21 protein-coding genes are annotated in these 18,454 nt (G+C 59.0%); 16 read left to right on the top strand and 5 right to left on the bottom strand.

Annotation, left to right across the window (positions count from 1 at the left end):
• Positions 1–3 precede the first annotated feature (3 nt).
• From JQ631_RS30770 to JQ631_RS30740, 7 genes are all read left to right on the top strand, one after another.
• Positions 4–648, top strand: coding sequence for a methyltransferase family protein (locus tag JQ631_RS30770; protein ID WP_212333384.1), 645 nt, complete (start codon positions 4–6; stop codon positions 646–648).
• Between the two features lie 17 nt (positions 649–665).
• Positions 666–1,127, top strand: coding sequence for a hypothetical protein (locus JQ631_RS30765; RefSeq protein ID WP_212333381.1), 462 nt, complete (start codon positions 666–668; stop codon positions 1,125–1,127).
• Positions 1,128–1,134: 7 nt separating this feature from the next.
• Complete coding sequence (locus JQ631_RS30760; RefSeq protein ID WP_212333378.1) at positions 1,135–2,469, top strand: pilus assembly protein TadG-related protein; 1,335 nt, start codon at positions 1,135–1,137, stop codon at positions 2,467–2,469.
• The gene (locus tag JQ631_RS30755) at positions 2,469–2,879 is read left to right on the top strand and encodes a TadE family protein (protein WP_249161314.1); all 411 of its coding nucleotides are present in this window, start codon (positions 2,469–2,471) and stop codon (positions 2,877–2,879) included. Before JQ631_RS30760 ends, JQ631_RS30755 begins: the two co-directional genes overlap by 1 nt.
• A gap of 432 nt (positions 2,880–3,311) precedes the next feature.
• Complete coding sequence (locus tag JQ631_RS30750) at positions 3,312–4,973, top strand: type II and III secretion system protein family protein (RefSeq protein WP_212333372.1); 1,662 nt, start codon at positions 3,312–3,314, stop codon at positions 4,971–4,973.
• A 12-nt stretch (positions 4,974–4,985) separates the two neighbouring features.
• Positions 4,986–5,384 (top strand): hypothetical protein, encoded by a 399-nt coding sequence (locus JQ631_RS30745; RefSeq protein ID WP_212333369.1) that lies wholly within the window; start codon positions 4,986–4,988, stop codon positions 5,382–5,384.
• A 108-nt stretch (positions 5,385–5,492) separates the two neighbouring features.
• Positions 5,493–6,029 carry a tetratricopeptide repeat protein gene (locus tag JQ631_RS30740; protein ID WP_212333366.1) on the top strand — a complete coding sequence of 179 codons (537 nt, stop codon included), beginning with the start codon at positions 5,493–5,495 and terminating at the stop codon, positions 6,027–6,029.
• Positions 6,030–6,054: 25 nt separating this feature from the next.
• Here the strand turns inward: JQ631_RS30740 and JQ631_RS30735 are convergent, their stop codons facing one another.
• On the bottom strand, positions 6,055–6,855 hold the full coding sequence (locus tag JQ631_RS30735; RefSeq protein ID WP_212333362.1) for a sterol desaturase family protein: 801 nt from the start codon (positions 6,853–6,855) through the stop codon (positions 6,055–6,057).
• 280 nt (positions 6,856–7,135) lie between these two features.
• On the opposite strand from JQ631_RS30735, the gene JQ631_RS30730 reads away from it, so the two are divergent.
• Positions 7,136–7,936, top strand: a complete 801-nt coding sequence (locus tag JQ631_RS30730) for a sterol desaturase family protein (protein ID WP_212333359.1) — start codon at positions 7,136–7,138, stop codon at positions 7,934–7,936.
• Between the two features lie 28 nt (positions 7,937–7,964).
• Here JQ631_RS30730 and JQ631_RS32435 read toward each other — a convergent pair whose 3' ends face one another.
• Positions 7,965–8,435 (bottom strand): DUF5658 family protein, encoded by a 471-nt coding sequence (locus tag JQ631_RS32435; protein ID WP_249161312.1) that lies wholly within the window; start codon positions 8,433–8,435, stop codon positions 7,965–7,967.
• A gap of 384 nt (positions 8,436–8,819) precedes the next feature.
• Between JQ631_RS32435 and JQ631_RS30720 the strand changes: the two genes are divergently transcribed.
• The 4 genes from JQ631_RS30720 to JQ631_RS30705 all read left to right on the top strand — a co-directional run bounded on the left by JQ631_RS30720 (position 8,820) and on the right by JQ631_RS30705 (position 11,149).
• Positions 8,820–9,107: a DUF5658 family protein gene (locus JQ631_RS30720; RefSeq protein WP_212333356.1), complete on the top strand. Its 288-nt coding sequence runs from the start codon at positions 8,820–8,822 to the stop codon at positions 9,105–9,107.
• 934 nt (positions 9,108–10,041) lie between these two features.
• Positions 10,042–10,341 carry a PilZ domain-containing protein gene (locus JQ631_RS30715; protein ID WP_212333353.1) on the top strand — a complete coding sequence of 100 codons (300 nt, stop codon included), beginning with the start codon at positions 10,042–10,044 and terminating at the stop codon, positions 10,339–10,341.
• Between the two features lie 7 nt (positions 10,342–10,348).
• The gene (locus tag JQ631_RS30710; protein ID WP_212333350.1) at positions 10,349–10,591 is read left to right on the top strand and encodes a PilZ domain-containing protein; all 243 of its coding nucleotides are present in this window, start codon (positions 10,349–10,351) and stop codon (positions 10,589–10,591) included.
• A gap of 264 nt (positions 10,592–10,855) precedes the next feature.
• Positions 10,856–11,149 (top strand): hypothetical protein, encoded by a 294-nt coding sequence (locus JQ631_RS30705; protein WP_212333347.1) that lies wholly within the window; start codon positions 10,856–10,858, stop codon positions 11,147–11,149.
• Positions 11,150–12,326: 1,177 nt separating this feature from the next.
• Here JQ631_RS30705 and JQ631_RS32430 read toward each other — a convergent pair.
• Positions 12,327–13,493, bottom strand: a complete 1,167-nt coding sequence (locus tag JQ631_RS32430) for a hypothetical protein (protein ID WP_249161310.1) — start codon at positions 13,491–13,493, stop codon at positions 12,327–12,329.
• Position 13,494: 1 nt separating this feature from the next.
• Here JQ631_RS32430 and JQ631_RS30695 point away from each other — a divergent pair, with 1 nt between their 5' ends.
• Positions 13,495–13,884, top strand: coding sequence for a hypothetical protein (locus tag JQ631_RS30695; RefSeq protein WP_249161308.1), 390 nt, complete (start codon positions 13,495–13,497; stop codon positions 13,882–13,884).
• Positions 13,885–13,908: 24 nt separating this feature from the next.
• Here JQ631_RS30695 and JQ631_RS30690 read toward each other — a convergent pair whose 3' ends face one another.
• The gene (locus tag JQ631_RS30690) at positions 13,909–14,337 is read right to left on the bottom strand and encodes a hypothetical protein (RefSeq protein ID WP_249161306.1); all 429 of its coding nucleotides are present in this window, start codon (positions 14,335–14,337) and stop codon (positions 13,909–13,911) included.
• 660 nt (positions 14,338–14,997) lie between these two features.
• Between JQ631_RS30690 and JQ631_RS30685 the strand changes: the two genes are divergently transcribed.
• A complete protein-coding gene (locus tag JQ631_RS30685; RefSeq protein WP_249161304.1) occupies positions 14,998–15,498 on the top strand; it encodes a hypothetical protein in 501 nt (166 codons plus the stop codon).
• Between the two features lie 119 nt (positions 15,499–15,617).
• Positions 15,618–15,983, top strand: coding sequence for a hypothetical protein (locus JQ631_RS30680; protein WP_212333342.1), 366 nt, complete (start codon positions 15,618–15,620; stop codon positions 15,981–15,983).
• A gap of 63 nt (positions 15,984–16,046) precedes the next feature.
• On the opposite strand, the gene JQ631_RS32425 is transcribed toward JQ631_RS30680, so the two are convergent.
• On the bottom strand, positions 16,047–16,853 hold the full coding sequence (locus JQ631_RS32425) for a hypothetical protein (protein WP_249161303.1): 807 nt from the start codon (positions 16,851–16,853) through the stop codon (positions 16,047–16,049).
• On the opposite strand from JQ631_RS32425, the gene JQ631_RS30670 reads away from it, so the two are divergent.
• Positions 16,824–18,454: DUF5801 repeats-in-toxin domain-containing protein (locus JQ631_RS30670; RefSeq protein ID WP_249161301.1), on the top strand; the 1,631-nt coding region annotated here is incomplete at its 3' end. The genes JQ631_RS32425 and JQ631_RS30670 overlap by 30 nt on opposite strands.

Here is an 18,454-nt window from a genome sequence, read left to right as displayed (position 1 = left end):
TTTATGAGCACCGTCACATTATCGAATAAATCGAGTTACGAGCGGATGATGCAGCTGCTCGGCGGCATGTGGTTCATGCTGCTGGCGCTCGTCTACGCCATCAAGGTCGGATCGTTTTCCGATTCCTGGTCGATCGTCCTGTCGAGCTTCTGTCTCGCCAGTTTCTACGTCCTGCTCGGGCTCCTGGTCATGACACGGCCACCGGCAAAGGCGCATGCGGATGGCTTGCTGCCGCGGGTGGCGGCGTTTGTCGGCACCTATTTGCCGTGGACGATCGGCTTCTTCGCCGAGACCGACAAGGCGCTGCCGAATATTGCGTCCACGGCGTGCCTGTTGATCGGCATGGCCATGATGCTCTTCACGATCAGGCATCTTGGCCGGTCGTTCAGCCTGGTGCCGCAGGCGCGCACGGTGGTGCAGTCAGGTCCGTACCGCTGGATCAAGCATCCGCTCTATCTGGCGGAGGAGATCGCGATATTCGGTGTGGTTCTCAAGGTCTTGTCGCCGCTGACGCTGGCCCTGTTCGTGTTGCACCTGGGCGTGCAGGTATGCCGGATCTACTACGAAGAGGATCTGCTTCGGCGCAACTGCTCCGAGTACGCGAGTTACGAAGCCTCGCGCTGGAGATTGATACCGTACGTCTGGTGATGAAGGTGAGTGGTCGGATGAGGCGCAAGAGCGGCAGACGTTCACTTATCGCGGATCAACGCGGCGCCGTCGCGTTCGAGATGCCGTTCGTCTACCTTTTTCTGATGACGGTGATCTTTCTTCCGCTCGCTGATCTTGCCGTGGCCGGCTACCAGTACATTTCGGCGCTTTCGGCATTGCGCGCGTTCGGGCAATCGATCCTGTATTCGCCGCCACCGGACGTCACGAGCGCGTCCGGTTGGTCGTCGGCCGCGCTCGCCAAGGCCGACAGCCGCTATCCGATCACCAGCATTCAGCTCATTTGCGGCGACAGCAATGCTGTTTGCGCTTCTGGAAATTCTGGTGCGTCGTTCGCCAAATGGTACGTGTATTCGACAACGATCACGCTGAGCCCGATGGTGTTGTCGTCGGTGTTGTGCACGAGCACCACCGGCAACGCCTGTTCGTTTACGCTGACATACTCAGAGCGATTCCAATAGGTGTCCCATGCGTGACATGCTTCGCTGCCGTCGAGGGTCCGCCGCGTTTGCAACGGTGGTCGCGTTAGTGCCCTTGATCGGGGCTATGGCATTGGGAGGCGAGGCTGCATCCTGGTACGTGACCAAGCAACGCGCTCAGGGCGCGGCCGATGCGGCCGCCTATTCGGGCGCCCTGCGGTTGGCGTGCGACAAGGCTCCACAGCCTGGCGTAACCTGCAGCAATACGCAGTCAGTCGATTATCGCGGCAAGCAGGTTGCAGCGCAGAACTCGTTCTGCAATTCAGGCGACACATCCTATCCCGGCGCCACGTGTGCTACCAGCCTTCCAGCAGGCGTGTCGAAGTCGGTGCAGATCGCCACGCTGGGGTCGTGGAACGGAACTGCAGGAAGCTACGTCCAGGCCACCATCAGTCAGCAGCAGCCGGCATACCTCGCTCAGTTGCTGGGTCTATCGACGATCAATGTGGTTGCGAGCGCGGTTGCCGGCGTTGACAGTTTGGCGAAGCCCCCATGTGTGCTGGCCCTGAAAGACCCTGTTACGTTTCAGGGCAGCGCTAACGTATCGTCACCAACGTGCGGCATTTCGTCGAACAGTGCTGCGGCAAACGGGATCGGCTTCATCGGCAATTCGGGCATCTCGGTAAATGCGCCAAGCTACACGGTCGGTAGCTGTTCTCAGACCGGCGGGAGCCAGTGCACGGGCGTAAAAACGTATCAGCAACCGATTCCGGATCCGCTCAGCGCGGTGGCCGCGGCGATGGCTGCGCTAAGTACAAAGGATTTCCCGAACAAAGCCTGCAGCGGCTCCACGGCCGTCTCGTATGAAGCTGGTGCCTGTTACAACTCCGGCAATCCGACGTTCCCGTCTACGATGAGCGGCACGTACTATTTTACGGGAAACGTCAAGCTGAATGGCAGCCCAACCATAAAAGGGACGGCGACCCTGATTTTTTTCGGAGGGGCAACTTTCACCGTTACCGGAACCCCGACCATTCAACTGACGGCGATGACGTCGCCCACCGGGCCATCGACACTGTCCTCAACTGTGAAGGCTCTGATGACCAAGCTTCTCATCTATGATGACGAGGCCTATACGAAGCAAGGCGTCAACATCAGTGGCACCTCCACGAGCTATTTCAACGGCACGGTCTATGTGCCTAATACGCCCGTCACCTATGGAGGCAATTCGTCGGGTGCCCCCAGTTCGGGTTGTTACCAGGTCATAGCCTACGCCGTGTCATTCACCGGCAGCACGACGCTGGACAACTCTGGATGTATTGGCTCTGCGGGTAGCGGGTCGGCTGCAGAGCCGAATATCCAAACCGTGCGTCTGGTGCAGTGATGAAAAAGCTCGATCAGCGCGGGGTTGCCGCTTTCGAGTTTTGCCTCGTCGGCGGATCCCTGTTCGTTCTGATGTTCACCATCTTCGATTTCGGACGATATGCGATCACGATGCAATCGTTGCGCATGCTTGCCAGTGCCAGCGCGCGGGCGAACATCGTCAATTGCTACACGCCCGCTGTCATAGCGGGCACATCCCCATCCGCTTGTACTGCTGACTATCTGTCGGACGCGGACAAGCAGGCCATCGTTCCCTTCCTGTATAGTGGCGGACTTGCGCCCACGGTGAGCACTGCCGCGTCTGCGTCCGCGCTGACTGTGACGGCATCACAGTCGGGCTTCACCATGCTTTTCACGGGCTGGGGCTCATCCTTCAATGCGCCGAGCGCATCGACCAAGATCCCGTTTTAGGCGGGACCTGAGGGGCGGCGCTTCGGCCGGTAGCAGCCGTGATAATTCATCGGGGCTCGGTGGTGCCATTCCACCTATTGGTTTGTGGACGGCCACAGACCGGGCGGATTCGACCCAGCAACGAGAAGTGGTGCTCAGGGGCCACATTTAACAGTTTTTTGCGGTGCTTACGCACTGCACGAGAGGTCCCGCCTTGCCAATTCAGTGTGTGATTGACGATGATCCTCTGTGGCGTGGTACGCGGCCGGCGGCTTTAATCCCGGGCGGATGCAAGGGAACATTTAATGTCCGGTGCAGCTGCCATAAAAACCGGTAACGGTTTGTAGTGGAACGAATTGTAAGCTCTGTGGCGTTGCGTGCGAAGGAGAGTTGCTAAGGCGCCCGGAATACATTGTTGGGGGACAGCCGCAGAATGCGGCAAGGGGTTTCGAAATGGGTGGCGGTCGCGTTTTCATGGGGGCCGGAAGCAGGCGTTTCGCCCTGAGCGTTTTGGCTCTGAGCACCGGACTTGCGTTTGCGGGCTCCGCGGACCGCGCGGGCGCTGCCGACCGCCGGGTGTCCGGCGGTGGCGTGTTCGTCAGCGAGATGAACGACGTCCAGCGCATCAAGGTCATCGTCAACAAGTCCAGGACCTTCCGGGTCGAGCAGGCTTTTGCGACCATCGTGGCGGGCTCGTCCGACATTGCCGACGTCAAGTCGCTGAGCGACCACCTGATCTACATCCAGGGCAAGCAAACCGGCACCACCAACGTCATCCTGTTCGACGCCGCGATGAAGCAGATCGGCATCCTCGATGTCGAGGTCGCCATCGATACCAACAGCCTGCAGCAGAACATCCGCGCCAGCACCGGCTCCGCCAGCGTTCGCGTTTCCTCGTCCGAGGGGCAGGTGGTGCTGAGCGGAACGGTCCCCGATGCCGTCGCGGCCGAGCGGGCGATGGCGATTGCGACAGGCACGGTCGCCAAGGGGGGCACCGTCGTCAATGCGATGAGCGTGGCAGCGCCGCAGCAGGTGATGCTGGAGGTGCGCTTTCTCGAGGTAAACCGGGACGCTGGCCGCGACCTGGGCGTCAACCTCTATGCGGCTAATGCCAATGGCACTAACGTCGGAAACACTGGGCGTGGTGCGGTTACGGCTGTGGGTCGTGCACCTATTGGCGGCATCAATACCGCCAACGGTGCTCTCGGCACTGGAGGCGGCCCGGTTGGTCAGGCGCCCACGGGAAGCCTCCCTATCCTTGGAACGATCGGGACGCTTGTCGGCACCGCAGGCGGAGTCGCTCCGGCTCCGTTCGGAAGCTTGCTCACCAGTATCATCAGGACCAGCAACGGCGGCTCGGTCGACCTGCTGATCTCTGCGTTGGAAACCAAGGGATTGGCACGCCGGCTGGCGGAGCCGAACTTGACCACGCTTTCCGGCGACTCTGCGCGCTTTCTTGCCGGCGGTGAATTTCCGGTTCCGGTAGCCTCCACAGCGGGCACTGCCGGGCTGGTGCCGACCGTGACGATCGAATTCAAGAAGTTCGGTGTCGAACTGGCCTTCGTTCCCACCGTTCTTTCGCGTGGCACGATCAACCTTCGGGTCGAACCGTCCGTCAGCGAGCTCGATTTCTCGAACGCGGTCACGATCGCGGGGACGACGATTCCCGCTCTTTCGCGGCGCGACGCGCGCACCACGGTCGAGTTGCGCGATGGTCAGAGCTTCGCCATCGCCGGCCTGCTCCAGACTCGCAACCGCCAGGACGTCTCGCAATTGCCCTGGATCGGCTCGGTACCGGTGATTGGAACTCTGTTCAGCAGCAAGTCCTACCAGCAGCAGGAAACCGATCTCGTCATCATCGTGACGCCGCACCTGGTGGCGCCGGCTGCGCCGGGACAGCAACTGGCCTCGCCGCTGGATTCGCGGCTGCCGGCCAACGACGTCGATTTCTTCCTCAACGGCCAGATGGAAGTCCGCAAGCGTTACGACGACTACGTCAATTCCGGCGGCGAGGTGAAGGGACCTTACGGCCACATCATCGCGCCCGAGATCAGGACGCCCGTTCCGCCTCCGGCCGCAGTCGTCGACCAGCCGGTCGTGAAAACCCTCAACTGAAGGACGCGAGAGATGACCATCAGGTATCTGGCTCTGTGCGCGCCCTTCCTGCTCGGGGGCTGTTATGGGCTCGCCGGGCATGACGAGGTGGATCGCTACTTTCAGCGCTCCGACACCATCACGATGAGCGCCGGCGATGCCAAGCAGGTCAACGCCGTCACGCACACGATCAATCCCTGGCCGCGCTATGTCGGCGACACCAGGATCGCGACCGACGCGCGTCGCGTCGGCGCTGCCGTCACCCGCTATGGCAACACCAAGCAGCCGGTGGATCAGCTTCCTGACATCAGCGATCCGACGACGCAAATGGGGGTACGGCCCACGCCGACCCAGACGATCGACGTCCAAGGATTGGGAGCGGGCGCGTCGGCCGGTGTCTCGATACCGGTTGGCGGAGCGGCAAGCAAGTAGAAAAGTTCGAGTTATTTGAATGGTTTGGCTACTGTGCATGGGGTTGTTTTGCAGAATTTTGTTGGGGGCTGGCAAAGGCCGCTGCGAGCCGGCGGGGGGCGGGGACCGATGCGTCGTCTCATCCTGACGCTGAGCTGTTGCCTGATGGGAGCAGTCCTCGCCGGCTGCGATGCCACGGTTCGCGAGGCCGCGATCGTTGCGCCCGTGGACGCCGGCGGTCCGGACCCCGTTCAGGAGCCGACCGACGTCAAATACTATCCCTCCGACGAGCCGGTGCGGATGGGACTCGAACAATACAATCGCGGCAATTACGGACTCTCGCAGCGCTACTTCAAGGACGCCGTCGAGAAGTCGCCGAAGGACCTGACCGCGTGGACCGGCTTGGCGGCAAGCTATGACCGTTTGCGCCGCTTCGATCTGGCCGACCAGGCCTATGCCCAGGCGATCCGTCTCGGCGGCGAGAGCGTGCAGATCCTGAACGATCAGGGCTACTCCTACATGCTGCGCGGCAATCTGAGCGCGGCACGGCGTAAGTTCGAGAAGGCCTATTCACTCGACCCGGGCAATCCGGTCATCGCCAACAATCTCGAGCTCCTCAACGGCAGCCGGAGATTCATCGAGCGGCCTCCGAACAATCAGCCGTAGGCCGATTGGCTATCAAGCGAAGTCGCTATTCAATTTCGGTCCTGGCCTCTCGATGCCGCAGGTGTCGAAGTGGCCAGATCACGCTGTTGATGATGTCCACGCGTTCGGCGGGCACAAGGCCCGTTGCCGGATACTCGTCCGGTTTTGGAACGCACGCCGTGCCGAACAGAAAGTCCCAGAAGGGAAAGAAGGCGGCAAAATTCTTGTCCCGATGCTCCATGAGAACCGAGTGATGGATGCGATGCCATTGCGGGTTGTTGATCCATGTCACAAATCGACCGAGCGGAATGCGCACGTTCAGATGCGCACAGGCGTCGGGAATGAAGAAGATAAAGCCCGTGGCGATGGCCATATCCGGCGGGATCCGAAACAAGATCGCCAGAATTGGAAGAAATGCGTCAGCCAGCACTCTCTCAAGCCAATAATGCCGGGCGCCGGTGATGAACGTGACCGCGTTCGCGCTGTGATGGAACGAATGCATCGACCAAAGGAACGGGATGGCGTGTTGGAGACGATGGAATGTGTATTTGTAGAGATCCAGCGCAAGCACGACGCACGCGAGAGAGGCGTACCACCAATAGCCTTCCGTCGGTAAGTGTATCCAGCCAAGCCCGGTATAACGCGCAATGGTACCTGCAATGATTGCTGCGAGCGGAGCGAGCAGGCTGGACAAACCGACGCTCACGATGACCGCAAGCCAGTCATCCCGAAACTCTGAGTGGGGAACGTCCGCGATAGGCCATCGGTTTTCAATCCACCTACTGCCGTAGATGGCTCCCAAAAGCAGGGCCAGGTAAAAAGCGGTACGCGCGATCTCACCCGACATCACTAACGACTCGTCGATTCAAGGCGGTGCTCACTCGCTAGGGCGGCCTCCAGGATGCCAGCCAAAATTAACTTTTTGATAAACCGAACGAAAAGCCGGGCAAAAACTCATCGTCTGCATCATCAAAATTTGATACTCTCCCATGCGCTGAGACAGCGCAATGAATAATTTTAATCCTGATTATCGCGGGCACGAGTTGAACTGGTCACTCAGCGCGTCGCGGTGATGGGCGAATAATCAAGCTAGCGATAGGCTCTTGTTGTTTTGAAGCGATAGTTGAATGGACGAGCTATTTGGATTTAGCAAATTCCTGCTGACGCTCTTGATCTTCGTTCCGGTCGAGCGGCTATTTGCTGCGAGGTCTCAAAAAATCTTCAGACGCGGTTTGCTAACCGATCTGGTCTTCCAGTTCGTCAACGGGTGGCTGGTTCTGGCTGGCGTGGTCGTTATCGTCGCCGTAGCCATTGTAGTCAATCAGTCGGTGCTTCCCACGGCGGTGAAGCACGCGATCGATGCTCTTCCTTTTTTTGTGCAAGTCATCCTCGTGGTTTTGATTGGTGACATCGGAGTCTACTGGACTCACCGAATCCTGCATGCCGTGCCTGCCATGTGGCACATCCATGCCGTTCATCACGCTGTCGAAGAGCTGGATTGGCTCGCTGCGGTTCATCAGCATCCGCTCGACGTGATATTCATGAAAGCGGGCTCGGTGTTTCCGCTGTTCGTGCTCGGCTTTTCCTCGGAAGCGATTGGGACTTACTTCCTCATTTACTATTGGCAGGCCTATCTCGTTCATGCCAACGTCCACTTGAACTATGGCCCGCTACGATACCTTCTGGTATCGCCCGAATTTCATCACTGGCACCACAGCTCCGAGCTGGAAGCTAGAGACAAGAATTTCGCGGGCATGTTCTCATTCTACGATCTTCTCTTTGGAACTGTATACCTTCCCAAGGGACAGAGGCCGAAGACATTTGGCGTCGATAATGCAATGCCCTCAAACTATCTGCTTCTGCTGGCTTACCCATTTGTCGCATGGGCATCGAGACAAAAACATTGCTCGAAAGCACATGAGGAATGAGCGCCGATGGCGCTGGACTTCGTTAGCCTCAGTGCGCACCCGCGATAATCACCAGGTTGTTCCATACTGGCGTACTGCAAAACGCCACGACGATCGCGATATTGTAAGGGTTGTTGCTTCGCCAAAGCAGCCACATCATGAAATAGGTCAGGGTCAATTTGGGGACAAGCCACCACACTCCGAGCCACGTTTGAGCAAAGTGCATAAACGGGTTTAATTCGTGAAGGCCGAGATTCAGAATCACGTTTGTCGTGAAAAGATCGGCGATCCCCAGTAGCAAGACGGAAAGAACCAGGAGCGTCTTGATCAGATTTGCCTCGACCTTCGGCGCTGAAGATCGCTTGTCGCATGGCGCCACCGTGGTTTGATAAGCGAAAGCGACGCCCTGGAGAGCATTTTTCTGAAACCACATTTGTGCGTCCAGCTTCGTGGCAAAGACCCTCAGATGCTGCGGATCACCAACGCTCTTGCTCGTGTCTGTATAGATCCAGACTTGCATCTCAGAAGCTTCTCCGGACGGTGATTTGAATCTAGGAGGGCAGAGCCGGCTTACGGGAATATAATGCCCGGGGCGGCGGCCAGCAGCAACTGGCGGATCGTAGCAGCTCTTGATTTGCTCCCATAAAACGTCCTGCTATGAAGATAAGCTTCTGCTCTTCCGGCGGCCTCGCTGTCGGCGCCGGTGGTTTACAACTGCGCGCCGTTCCTTGCGATAAAGCCTGCCTCAGTCAGATCGATGCGGTCGAAAAGCCTTTCCTCGAGCGGGTCTTTGCTCGCAGGTTTTCAGCCCAATCTCGGATAAATCCGATTGGGATATAGAGGCTCACTTTTTTTTAAGGGAACCACAGTAACCTTGGTTCATTGGTAGGCCAGTGAGGCTGAAATGAACCGCATTAAGCTAATCTTAATACTTTCGGTCCTGCTATTGGGGTGCGCTGACTTCGCCACGACAAACAGGTTTTTGGAGCTCGGGTTGCACGAGGCAAATCCGATAATGGCGTGGAGTCAAACGTCGCTGGGCGAATGGTGGCTAATACCTAAACTCGCAGCCACAGTGGTTGTCGCAGCTCTTCTTTGGCGCGCCAAGAACATCTACAACGTCGCACTTGTAGTGGCGTTCCTCGCCACCCCCGTGATCAACAATTTGTTGCTCATCGCTGGTGCAAACTAGCCCGGCCGAGCCAGCGCATAAGCTTACGTGTATCATACGATCACGTTCGGATCATCGATCGAACCGTCCTTTACCTAAAGTGATCGCTTGAGGGAGGCGGCTTGCAAGTTGTAACCCGCTACGCCCGGCAAGGCTTCTTGGGAAGTGCTTCCCTACAAAGCCGGCAACGAACGGGACGCGGCCTCAAGAGAGTTGATGGCCCGCGTAGTGCTCAACCGTTTCCGGAGCGGCTGTGAAGCCGAAGGTGACGTTATTTCTACCCCGTCCGGCACGTTCACAGCCCGCACCCTGCCGACGAATTACGGCAGTATCATTCACCGTAATAGAACGGAATCCACATGGCACTTCAATACCGGTAGGGTGTTGATGCCGGGGCTGGCATTTCATCACGGACAATCATTTCGACCGGCAAGGGGCCGCTCTTTTGAGCGGCCCCTTTCAGTTCGGGAACGGAGATAGAAAGGAAGCCCGCCTCCGGCAAAAGTGCGGTGGAGGCGGGCCAAGGGCGTGTTGCGGCGCCGTTCGACCCGGGGCTGGCAAGGTTCCGTCGCTCGCGATGGAACCGTATCATCATGGAACATGGCCAGAAATCCGCAAAAGTACTGGAACGTAAAACCGAGTTATGCCTGTTTTATGCCGTTTGAGTGAGGATTGTAAAATCCATTAAAGGATGGCTGGCGCTCGTTCGACTCGCACTCGCGCCTGGATCGGTCGCGGACAGTTCGGCCTCGATTTTACCGAATCCGGCCGGCCGTTAGCCTTTCCTGAATTTTTGTCTCGCACTATCGACGACGCAGCAATTTCAGTGATGCGTGTCTCGGTCGGCGGCTGAGGAAGCGTAAATATCGTAAGGGCGTGTCGCCCGGCGGGCCTGAATAGCAGGCCTCGACGAGAGGCGACTTGATTGAATGTTTCAACCCAGATTTGACCCGGTATGTCTGGCTTTCTACCCCCCGAAAACCGTGAAACGGCACGCGTCGAGTTCTCGCGCGGCATCGACGTGCACATGGTGGCTATCGACGGGACATGGAGCCGTCAATGTCAGATGACCGATGTGGCCGAAGCGGGAGCGAAGCTCAAGGTTGACGGCTCGATCGAAGGTCTTGCGCTGAAGGAGTTCTTCCTGCTCCTTTCGACAACCGGAGCGGCCTTCCGTCGCTGCGAATTGGCGTGGATCAATGGTGCGCATATTGGCGTGCACTTCCTCAACGGCAAGAACTTGAGCAGGGTGTGAATCGTCCGTGGAGGAGCGTCGTAAACATCAGCGCGCGACCGTCGACGAGGTTGCCTACATCGCGGGCGACGGATCCAGCATGCGATGCCGCGTGGTCAGCTTGTCAAATCAGGGCGCCGCGATTGAAGTTCCAGATCGAACTTTCGTCAGGCCTCGTTTCAGGCTGATGCTGGAGAAGGATCGTATCATCAGAGATTGTCGTGTCGTCTGGTCGAGCGAAAATCGCATCGGCGTCGAATTCCTGGATTAGGGTCGCGCGATCGCGGGCCCGCCGGGGCATGACTCACCGCGGCCCAATTTAGAACGCTGCCTAAACCGACAATTGCCGGCCTTGTTGGCCCGGTAGTCCGCCTCCTGTGCCGATCGCTGGTTCAGGCGGGGCATTTAATTTTTGCCGGCCAAGATTTACTTGCATCAAGGGCCAGTCTGGACAAATGTGACGTGAACCCGGGCATATTTATCCTGCGGACGATGGAATTTATGTTTTGAAGGCTCGCCTTTCGGGATTTCCTGAATGAGAACGTTGCTAATCATTCTTGGTATTTGGCTGCTGATCAATGTTCTCTTCGTCGTCGTGATGATCCCGCCGCGTAAGCTGCGCCGTCCCGGTGTGGCCGCGGGGGTGACCAATGGATCGACGGAAGCGCATGCCCAGAGCCTCTCGCTACGACAAGCCATCATCGCAATTGCACTCGACGTCTTCTTCTCGCTGACACCCCCATTCATCGAAGCCTACGATGCGATCAGAGGAATGATCAGCAAGCGCAGACCCAAATCGAAAAGGCCCCTCGATCGTTCCGGCGATTGAGACGGAGGGATGAGCGAGGCCCCTACAGGTTGTCGCGCTTGCGCGTTCGCCACTGTTTCCCTCTGCAACTATTTGCGGCCACTTGGAGACGGCGGCTGACGGAAGATGCCGCCGGATCCATCGCGATGCCGCTGGCGCCGATGCGGCGCGGGTCGTTCGCCAATCACCAGTATTGATTCGTGCGATATGGCCGCGGAAGCTCGCCGTGATAATAGATAATTCCCGGTCCGGCGACCCGCCGATGCCGAAAGCCTGAACTGGAGAGATCGACGGCGATCGCTCGCACGTCATGGCCGGCGGGAACGGGATATTCGTAGCGAAAGGTGCCGCTGTCTTCTGCAACGGAAGCAGATGGCCAATAGGTCGATGCGCCGGGGCCGTATCCGAAGCCCCACACGGTGTCGACGGTCGGGAGCCCGCCCGTTCCGTTCCGACCTCCGCCCGCGAGGGCAGATCCGGATGTGGCGAGGGCGCAGAGGCCAAGAAGCGCGGCCGTCGCCAGTGTGCGTGAAGGACCTTGCATCGCAATTCTCCTCTCAGATTAGCCGTTGGAAACAGGAGTGGGCAGCGATAAATCTAGCCGCTCTTCCGTGTTGGCGGTAGCGGATAGGGGCGCCTGTCACGTCAAAATCTTGGAAAGCGAAAGAGCTCGATTTTGGTGAATTGGTGCCGCTGAAGGTGGCCGCCGGTCTTTGACAGCGCGTTGTCAGCCCGCGTGCCGAGTTTAGTGACGTTCGTTCATAGTCTGGATTTCAGCTTGTGACGTTTGTGGTCGAACACTGCGGCCTGAGCCTTCCTGGCGCGTTAGCAGATGCAAAAACGATAACGCTTGCCTTGATTGATCGGATCGATAGTCTTTGACACTTTAATGACGTCAATTTCAGCACCTTTGGGGTCCAGAGTGACAAACGACACCGCTGTATTTGATGCGTTACGTTTCGATCCCCGCGAGGGCGAAAGGATCGCAACGGGCCGAATAGGGACCCGCGAAGCTATTGTTCGAGACGGTTTGCTTATCGATCCGAGCACACTCGCTTATTGTCCACATCAATGGATCGACGCCAGCGGTTATCTCAATCTCGATCTCACGAGACAATTTCCTTACTCGCTCGCACTTTGACGGGTCGACGGAGGGGGCGCCCGCTGGAAGAAATTGCGTCTGCCGGCCGCGGTTCAGTCAGTTCGGCCCAAGGACAGCGTCGACCTGACGGCTGTCCCTTCTGACGATCAGGATGGCCCCATTGCGGATCGCGAATTTCGCGCCAAGTAGTTTGGGCACCTTGTCCGTAACCGGGGAAGGGAAGGGTATTGTCGCTCCGACGATCGGATCGCCAACCGCCGGCGCGGACGAGGAGGAGATGCCTGGCGCGGGTTTGATATACTCGCGAATGAGTTGGATTTCCTCGCGCGACAGCGAGAGCGGCGCTTGCGGTGGAGGATTGTCGGCTGCCCGTTTGCTCCGTTCTTCTCGCGCCTTTTCTTCGGCCTGCCTGGTTTTCTCCGCCTGATCAAAACGTGAAAGCTTATCTTTCAGCGGCGATAGTTCGCGCTGTAGAGAGGAGATCTCCGTTTCCAGAGACCGGATCTGTCTTAAGGCAATCGCAGCACCGGCGCAGATGATAACGACCAGCAAGCTGACGAGCGCGATTACGATTCCGTTGAAATTGGCTCCCCGGTTGATCGTCCGCGTTTTCGGCAGATCGTCCTCAAGGTGCCGCCGCCACAGCGCGCCCAGGCGATGGAACTGCCGCACAAATGCGCCGATCGTCCGGGCTCGCGAGTCGCCCCTGTTTCGCGCTCGTTCTGGCTCGCGTGTGATGGCCTGCGCGACCATCGTCGATGGCGGAGCCCTTTTGGGTGGCGGCGTCACCGGTCGCGGCGCAGCAGCCGCAGCCGCAGCCGCATCCGGATTCGCGGGGCTCGGTTCGGTCGAAGGTCGAGATGCATCGTCCACCCCGTCCGTTGCGGGAGCGTCCGAGGCTTGGGGGGCGTCGGTTTCGATCTCTTGGCGGAGTTCGAGGTTGAATATCCTCGATCGCACCTCGGCGCCGACCAGGTGATCGATGATCTCCAGCGAATTTGCCTGGGCTAACGAGCGATGGGAGAGGCCCTCAATGACTGAGCGGCCGGCCTCGGTAATTTCCAGGCTATCGCCATCCACGACGGCAAGGCCGGCCTCGATAAGCTCGATTCCGGCTGAGACCTGCTGTTCGATCGGCTCCTGGAGTTTTCCGTTCCCCTCGTTCGTTTGGAGTTGCTGGTCGAACTCGGCAAACGCAATCCGCCCGTTCGGACGATTGGCAAGTGCAACAAGAATGGCGAGATTGGCTTGCACGGCGACCACGATGATCAGCAGGACATCAAACGAGACGCAACGGGCAAACGACCGGCCGGCGCTCGACTATTCGCCTACGAGGGCCTTGATTGAAAACGCCCGCTTTGGCACTGTCGCGCATTCGCTCGTGAAGATCGAGGGCAACATGCCAAAATTGCTGGCCGCAGCCGCCACTTCCCTGACCGTGATGTTCGTTTCAAGTGCCGCGCATTGCGGCCCTTATCCCTTCGGAGACGAGCCGTATCGTCTCGATTTCGGCTCCGAACCGCAAGTTGAAGCTGGTTGCTGGAAGTGGAATTGGCAGCAGTATCAATGGAATAATTACTGCCCGGTCTACGTCCAGCCCAAGGCGTATATGTACCCGAGGTCGCAGGGCGTCGTGCTGCGCACCAAGGGATAACCTACGCGCTGTAGAGCCCTCGCCTCAGTGGGCGAGGGTGCAGGCGATCTGGGTGTGCTTACCGAAGTTTAGCAGAGCATTTTCGCGGAAACCGTCGAGCCAGACACCCCGTCCGGCGTAACGGTAGCCGACGCCCATTGGAATCATCCGGACATGCGCACCGCCATGTCCGCCGGTGTGCAGAGTCGCCGTAACGACCTCGCCGGCAACCGAGACCGCAATCGGGCAAAGCGGGTACTGCCGGCCATTTTCGCAGACAAACACCAGTTCGCTGCAGCTTCCGACGGGGGCCGACGTCACCAAGCCCAAATCGGCCGCGCCGGCTGCGCTCGTACCGACCGCCAGACTCAAAAAGATCGCTCCCCCTAGAAACCCATTGAATCGGCTCAGCATCGCAGCCCCCAAAAGCGAGAAATATTCAACTAAAAGAGCAAAAATAGCGTCAAAGGTCAATCAGCGGCGTCTCGTTTTACAGCGCGCTGAACCGGGTGCATTCTGGCGTTCGCGACGACTCGCGAGGGGCCGAGCATCGAGCATTGTCGGCTTTCCGGAATCTGACCGCGGGATTGCTGTTCGCGAGTGCGGGTGTGTCAGACTGAACAAGACGTCGGAGCTTTGCATTTATCCCGTCTTGATCGCGCAAAACCGAGGCTTCCGGTGGGCCCACGAGACCGGGAAACCGCCCGACGCGCGCCTTCAGAGTACACGAACGCCCTTGCGCCAGCTCCGGGATAAACAGAATTTGGCCACGGCCGTGCCTCGCAGGACCCGTTTGCGCGCTCGAATGCTATCCGCGATAGGGAGCAGCAACTGTTACTGAAATGCCGCGGTTGCCAGAATTAATGCTCCATAAATTGCCTTTAATGCCTTTGGTGACCTCTCCGTAATGGCGCGTGGTTGACCGGCCGTCCACGCCCGTGACAAGAAGTCGCGCGGGGAGCAGGGGTGGTCACGCACGATTCGAGGCGCAGCCGATCAGGGCATGCGAGTTTGCCGTAATTTAACGGGGCTGCCGTATTGTTAATGTTTGCTTTACGGCGGTGCGTGAACCTGCGGCAATGATTTGACTGTGCGGCTATCCCGCCGGGGAGCAAGCGAGCAGGTATGGAGACAATGAGCACAGACCGCCGTTCAATTCTTGCATCTTCCATCATTCGTTGTGCCGCTGTGGCGCTTCTGATGGCCCCGATCGCGACTGTAGCCAAGGCAGATGAATTTGCGGGGCCGACCTTCCGCAAGGGTCTGTGGCACTTCGTTCGTACGCTCGATATGGTCGCGCATCGCAAGTCGAAGCAGCGTTTGCTCGAGCGGGAGGTGACGGCCTGCGTCGATCCGACCGTTTCGATGAAGGCGACGTTCTCGTCGCCCTCGGTTGGCAGCTGCGTCTCTGCAAGGCCCGAAAAGAAGAACAATCAATACACTTTCGCCAACCGTTGCGATTTCATGGGGCCCGTCAGCACGGTGATCACGGTTCACAGTGATGAGTCCTATACTGAGCAGAATGAGCTTAGCGAAGGGCAGGTGCCGAGGGTCGAACTGGTCGTGGCGCATCGGATCGGCGATTGCGGTGCAGACCCGGCGCAGTCTTCGCTGGTGAAGACGATCTCTCACTGACGTCGCTGCTTCGTGAGGCAGGCGCGAGTTGTCGCGCCGCAATGGCGACGGCCACTTGCGCTGATCCCGAAAGCGCGGAAAGATCGCCGCGTGTGGGGACGAGGCGCGTGATGAGGTCGTTGGCCGAGATCGTCTGCTTTGTGGGGCTGTGCGCCCTGGGTGGCGTCGTGGCAGCGCAAGGCACGCAACCGCCCGTAGCGCATTCCGGCCTGAGCGAACTCGTCAAGATCGATTCATTTCAGACGACGCGGCGCGCCGACAATTACGGAATTGCCAGTTTTGTGCTTTCCAACGGCACCGACAACAAGATCGACAGCGTCGAGCTGACTTGCTGGATGGATGGGGATCGAGAGCGCGCCACCACAGTTTTGGTGTGGGCTAACCAGCCTGTTCCCGCGCATGCGAGCTACCAGTTCAAGAACGTCAATATCGGCGTGGTTGGACCTAACTCTCGCAGCGAATGCGAGGTCACGCGGGTGGAGTAAACTTAAGCCCCGATCGACGGAGCTTTGGCCATATGGCCGCCGATCCCGGGCTTTGATCCGCCGCTAGATTTTCTGACCGCCGGGGCCCACGACACTGACCGTGATCTTTTGGATCTCGGTCCGTCCACCGGCATACTTGACCTCAATGGTCAGTTGATCGTCCCCCGTAAAATCCGGGGGGGACTTGTAAAAGGCAATGTAAGCGGGCACTTCCAGGGCCAGGCAGGCCTTGTAGTTGGTCGCCTTCACCTTACCGGACTTTACGACGACCTTTCCCGACGTCGGGGAGGTTGCCAATCGGATGGTTGGCAGGGGCCCGGACGTGCAATCGGGTCTGACGTTAATGTAAAGCCCGATTTGCGTATCCTTGTTTGGAAGCGCCTTGACCGTGCGTTCGACCGTCTGTGGATCCGGCACCGTCGAGTTTTGAGCCGCGGCGCTTTGCAACCCGAAAAATCCCGCCAGCACGGCCGTTACCAGTAAATTCCTCATCTTTAGCTCCAGCTGCCGCTCTAGGCCTGGAGCGACATGCGCGAAAATGGCAGGCGGTTTTCGCCCCGTTTTGCGACATGTCGCTGTCGCGCGGCCCTTTACCACATCCTGATCGAAAGTATTGATTAACCAAATAGTTTTCTTGACCCTTCGGGGGGTTAACAATAGCTTAAAGATACACTTCGACGTAAATTTACCCGTAATTTTCACTTCACGTCCTTTTCGCGGAGAGATTTCATGAACGAGCAGTTTCGGGTTGCCCAGGCAACTGGTGCCGGAAATTCGAACAACGCATCTCAGCCGCGCATCTTCAAGCTGACCAAGCCATTCGCCGATCAGGCGGTCGTTTTGAACCTGGGATACGACCAGAAGGTTCAAGTCGACTTTTCGGCGATTTCGAATGAGAAGATTACGCTCGTCCATGTCGGCGAAAAGCTGATCATCCTTTTCGACAATCACTCCACCGTAACGGTCGAGCCGTTCTTCGACTCCCGCCACGATCAACTCAGCAATCTCACCATCGAGGTCGCGCCGGGTCGCGATCTGACCGTCGCCGAGTTTGCCAGCGCGTTCCCGATCATCAATGATCCATCCGCGGCCTCTGCCGTTCTCCCGGCCGCCGGCGATTCGCTCGGGCAGAACAACGCGCAGGCGAGCGGCGCGAATTTCAGCCCGTTTACGGTCGACCCTCTGCCGCCGGTGCCCACCAATACGCTGGCCCCGCAGGAGGAGTTGCCGACATTCCAGGTCGACTTCCCCACCGGCTTCGTGCCGCAGACCCCAACCTCTCCCGCGCCGACGATCTCGTTGGGTGCCCTGCCGGCACTGGTGGTGGACGAGAGCTTCCTGACATCAGCGACGAACGCCATTGACGGCACCACACCCAGCTTGGCGAGCACGACGGTATCGGGGCTTCTGCCTGTCACGCTCAATGTGCCGGGTGGCCAGCAGTCGCTGACCTTCGCGCTGTCGATCAGCGCGCCGGGCGTGGACACCGGGCTGATCGATTCGCAGACCGGAAATCACGTGTTCCTGTTCGTTGAGAACGGCGTCGTGGTCGGCCGCGAAGGGGCGAATGCCGGAGCGGCGGCCGCCGGGCTCAGGGATTTCACGATCTCGGTGGACGGCGCCGGCAACATTACGCTGACGGATCTGCGCAGCGTTCACGAGAACAATCCATCCGATTCCAATGAGGGAATCTCGCTGGCGGCGGGCTTGGTGACTGTGACGGCGACGGTGACCGACAATAGCAACCAGAGCTCAAGCGCGAGCGCTGACGTCGGTCCGCATTTGACGATTCTGGACGACGGCCCGCTTCCGAGCACGGTGACGGGGGCGACGGACACGCTGATCCTGGACGAGAGTGCGCTCGGGACCGACACGGCCGGCGGCACGGCGCCGACGGGTCTGGCGACGGTGACCGCGAAATTTGGTGATAATTTCTCAGGCGGCATCTACGGCGCCGACGGCGCCGGCAGCACCGTGTTCAAGCTGGTGCTCACGGGCTCGAACGTCGCGTCGGGTCTGTACGCGCTGGATCCGACCGACGTCGACGCGGCCCATCCGGGCCAGGGCCTGCAGATCGTGCTGAACCAGTCCGGCGACACGATCAGCGGCACGGCGAACGGCACGACCTACTTCACGATCACCATCAACGAGACGACTGGTGACGTGACGTTCACGCAGCTGCACAATCTGTGGCATCCGAACACGGGCGATTCGGACGACGCCGCGACGCTGACGACGAGCGCTGGGCTGCTTCAAATCGTGCAGACGATCACGGATGCGGATGGCGACCACGTGTCGACACCGATCGACCTGAGCACCGGTGTGTTCACGATCCAGGACGATGGCCCCACGGCGGGGCGGCTGTCAGACGTATTCCGGGACACGTTGATCCTAGACGAGAGCGCGCTCGGGACCGACACGGCCGGCGGCACGGCGCCGACGGGTCTGGCGACGTTCACGGCGAACTTCGC

The organism is Bradyrhizobium manausense (assembly GCF_018131105.1).
In the GTDB taxonomy this organism is placed as follows: Bacteria; Pseudomonadota; Alphaproteobacteria; order Rhizobiales; family Xanthobacteraceae; genus Bradyrhizobium; species Bradyrhizobium manausense_B.
The sequence above is the reverse complement of the archived record's forward strand: the minus strand, read 5'-3'. Positions and strand labels throughout refer to the sequence as shown.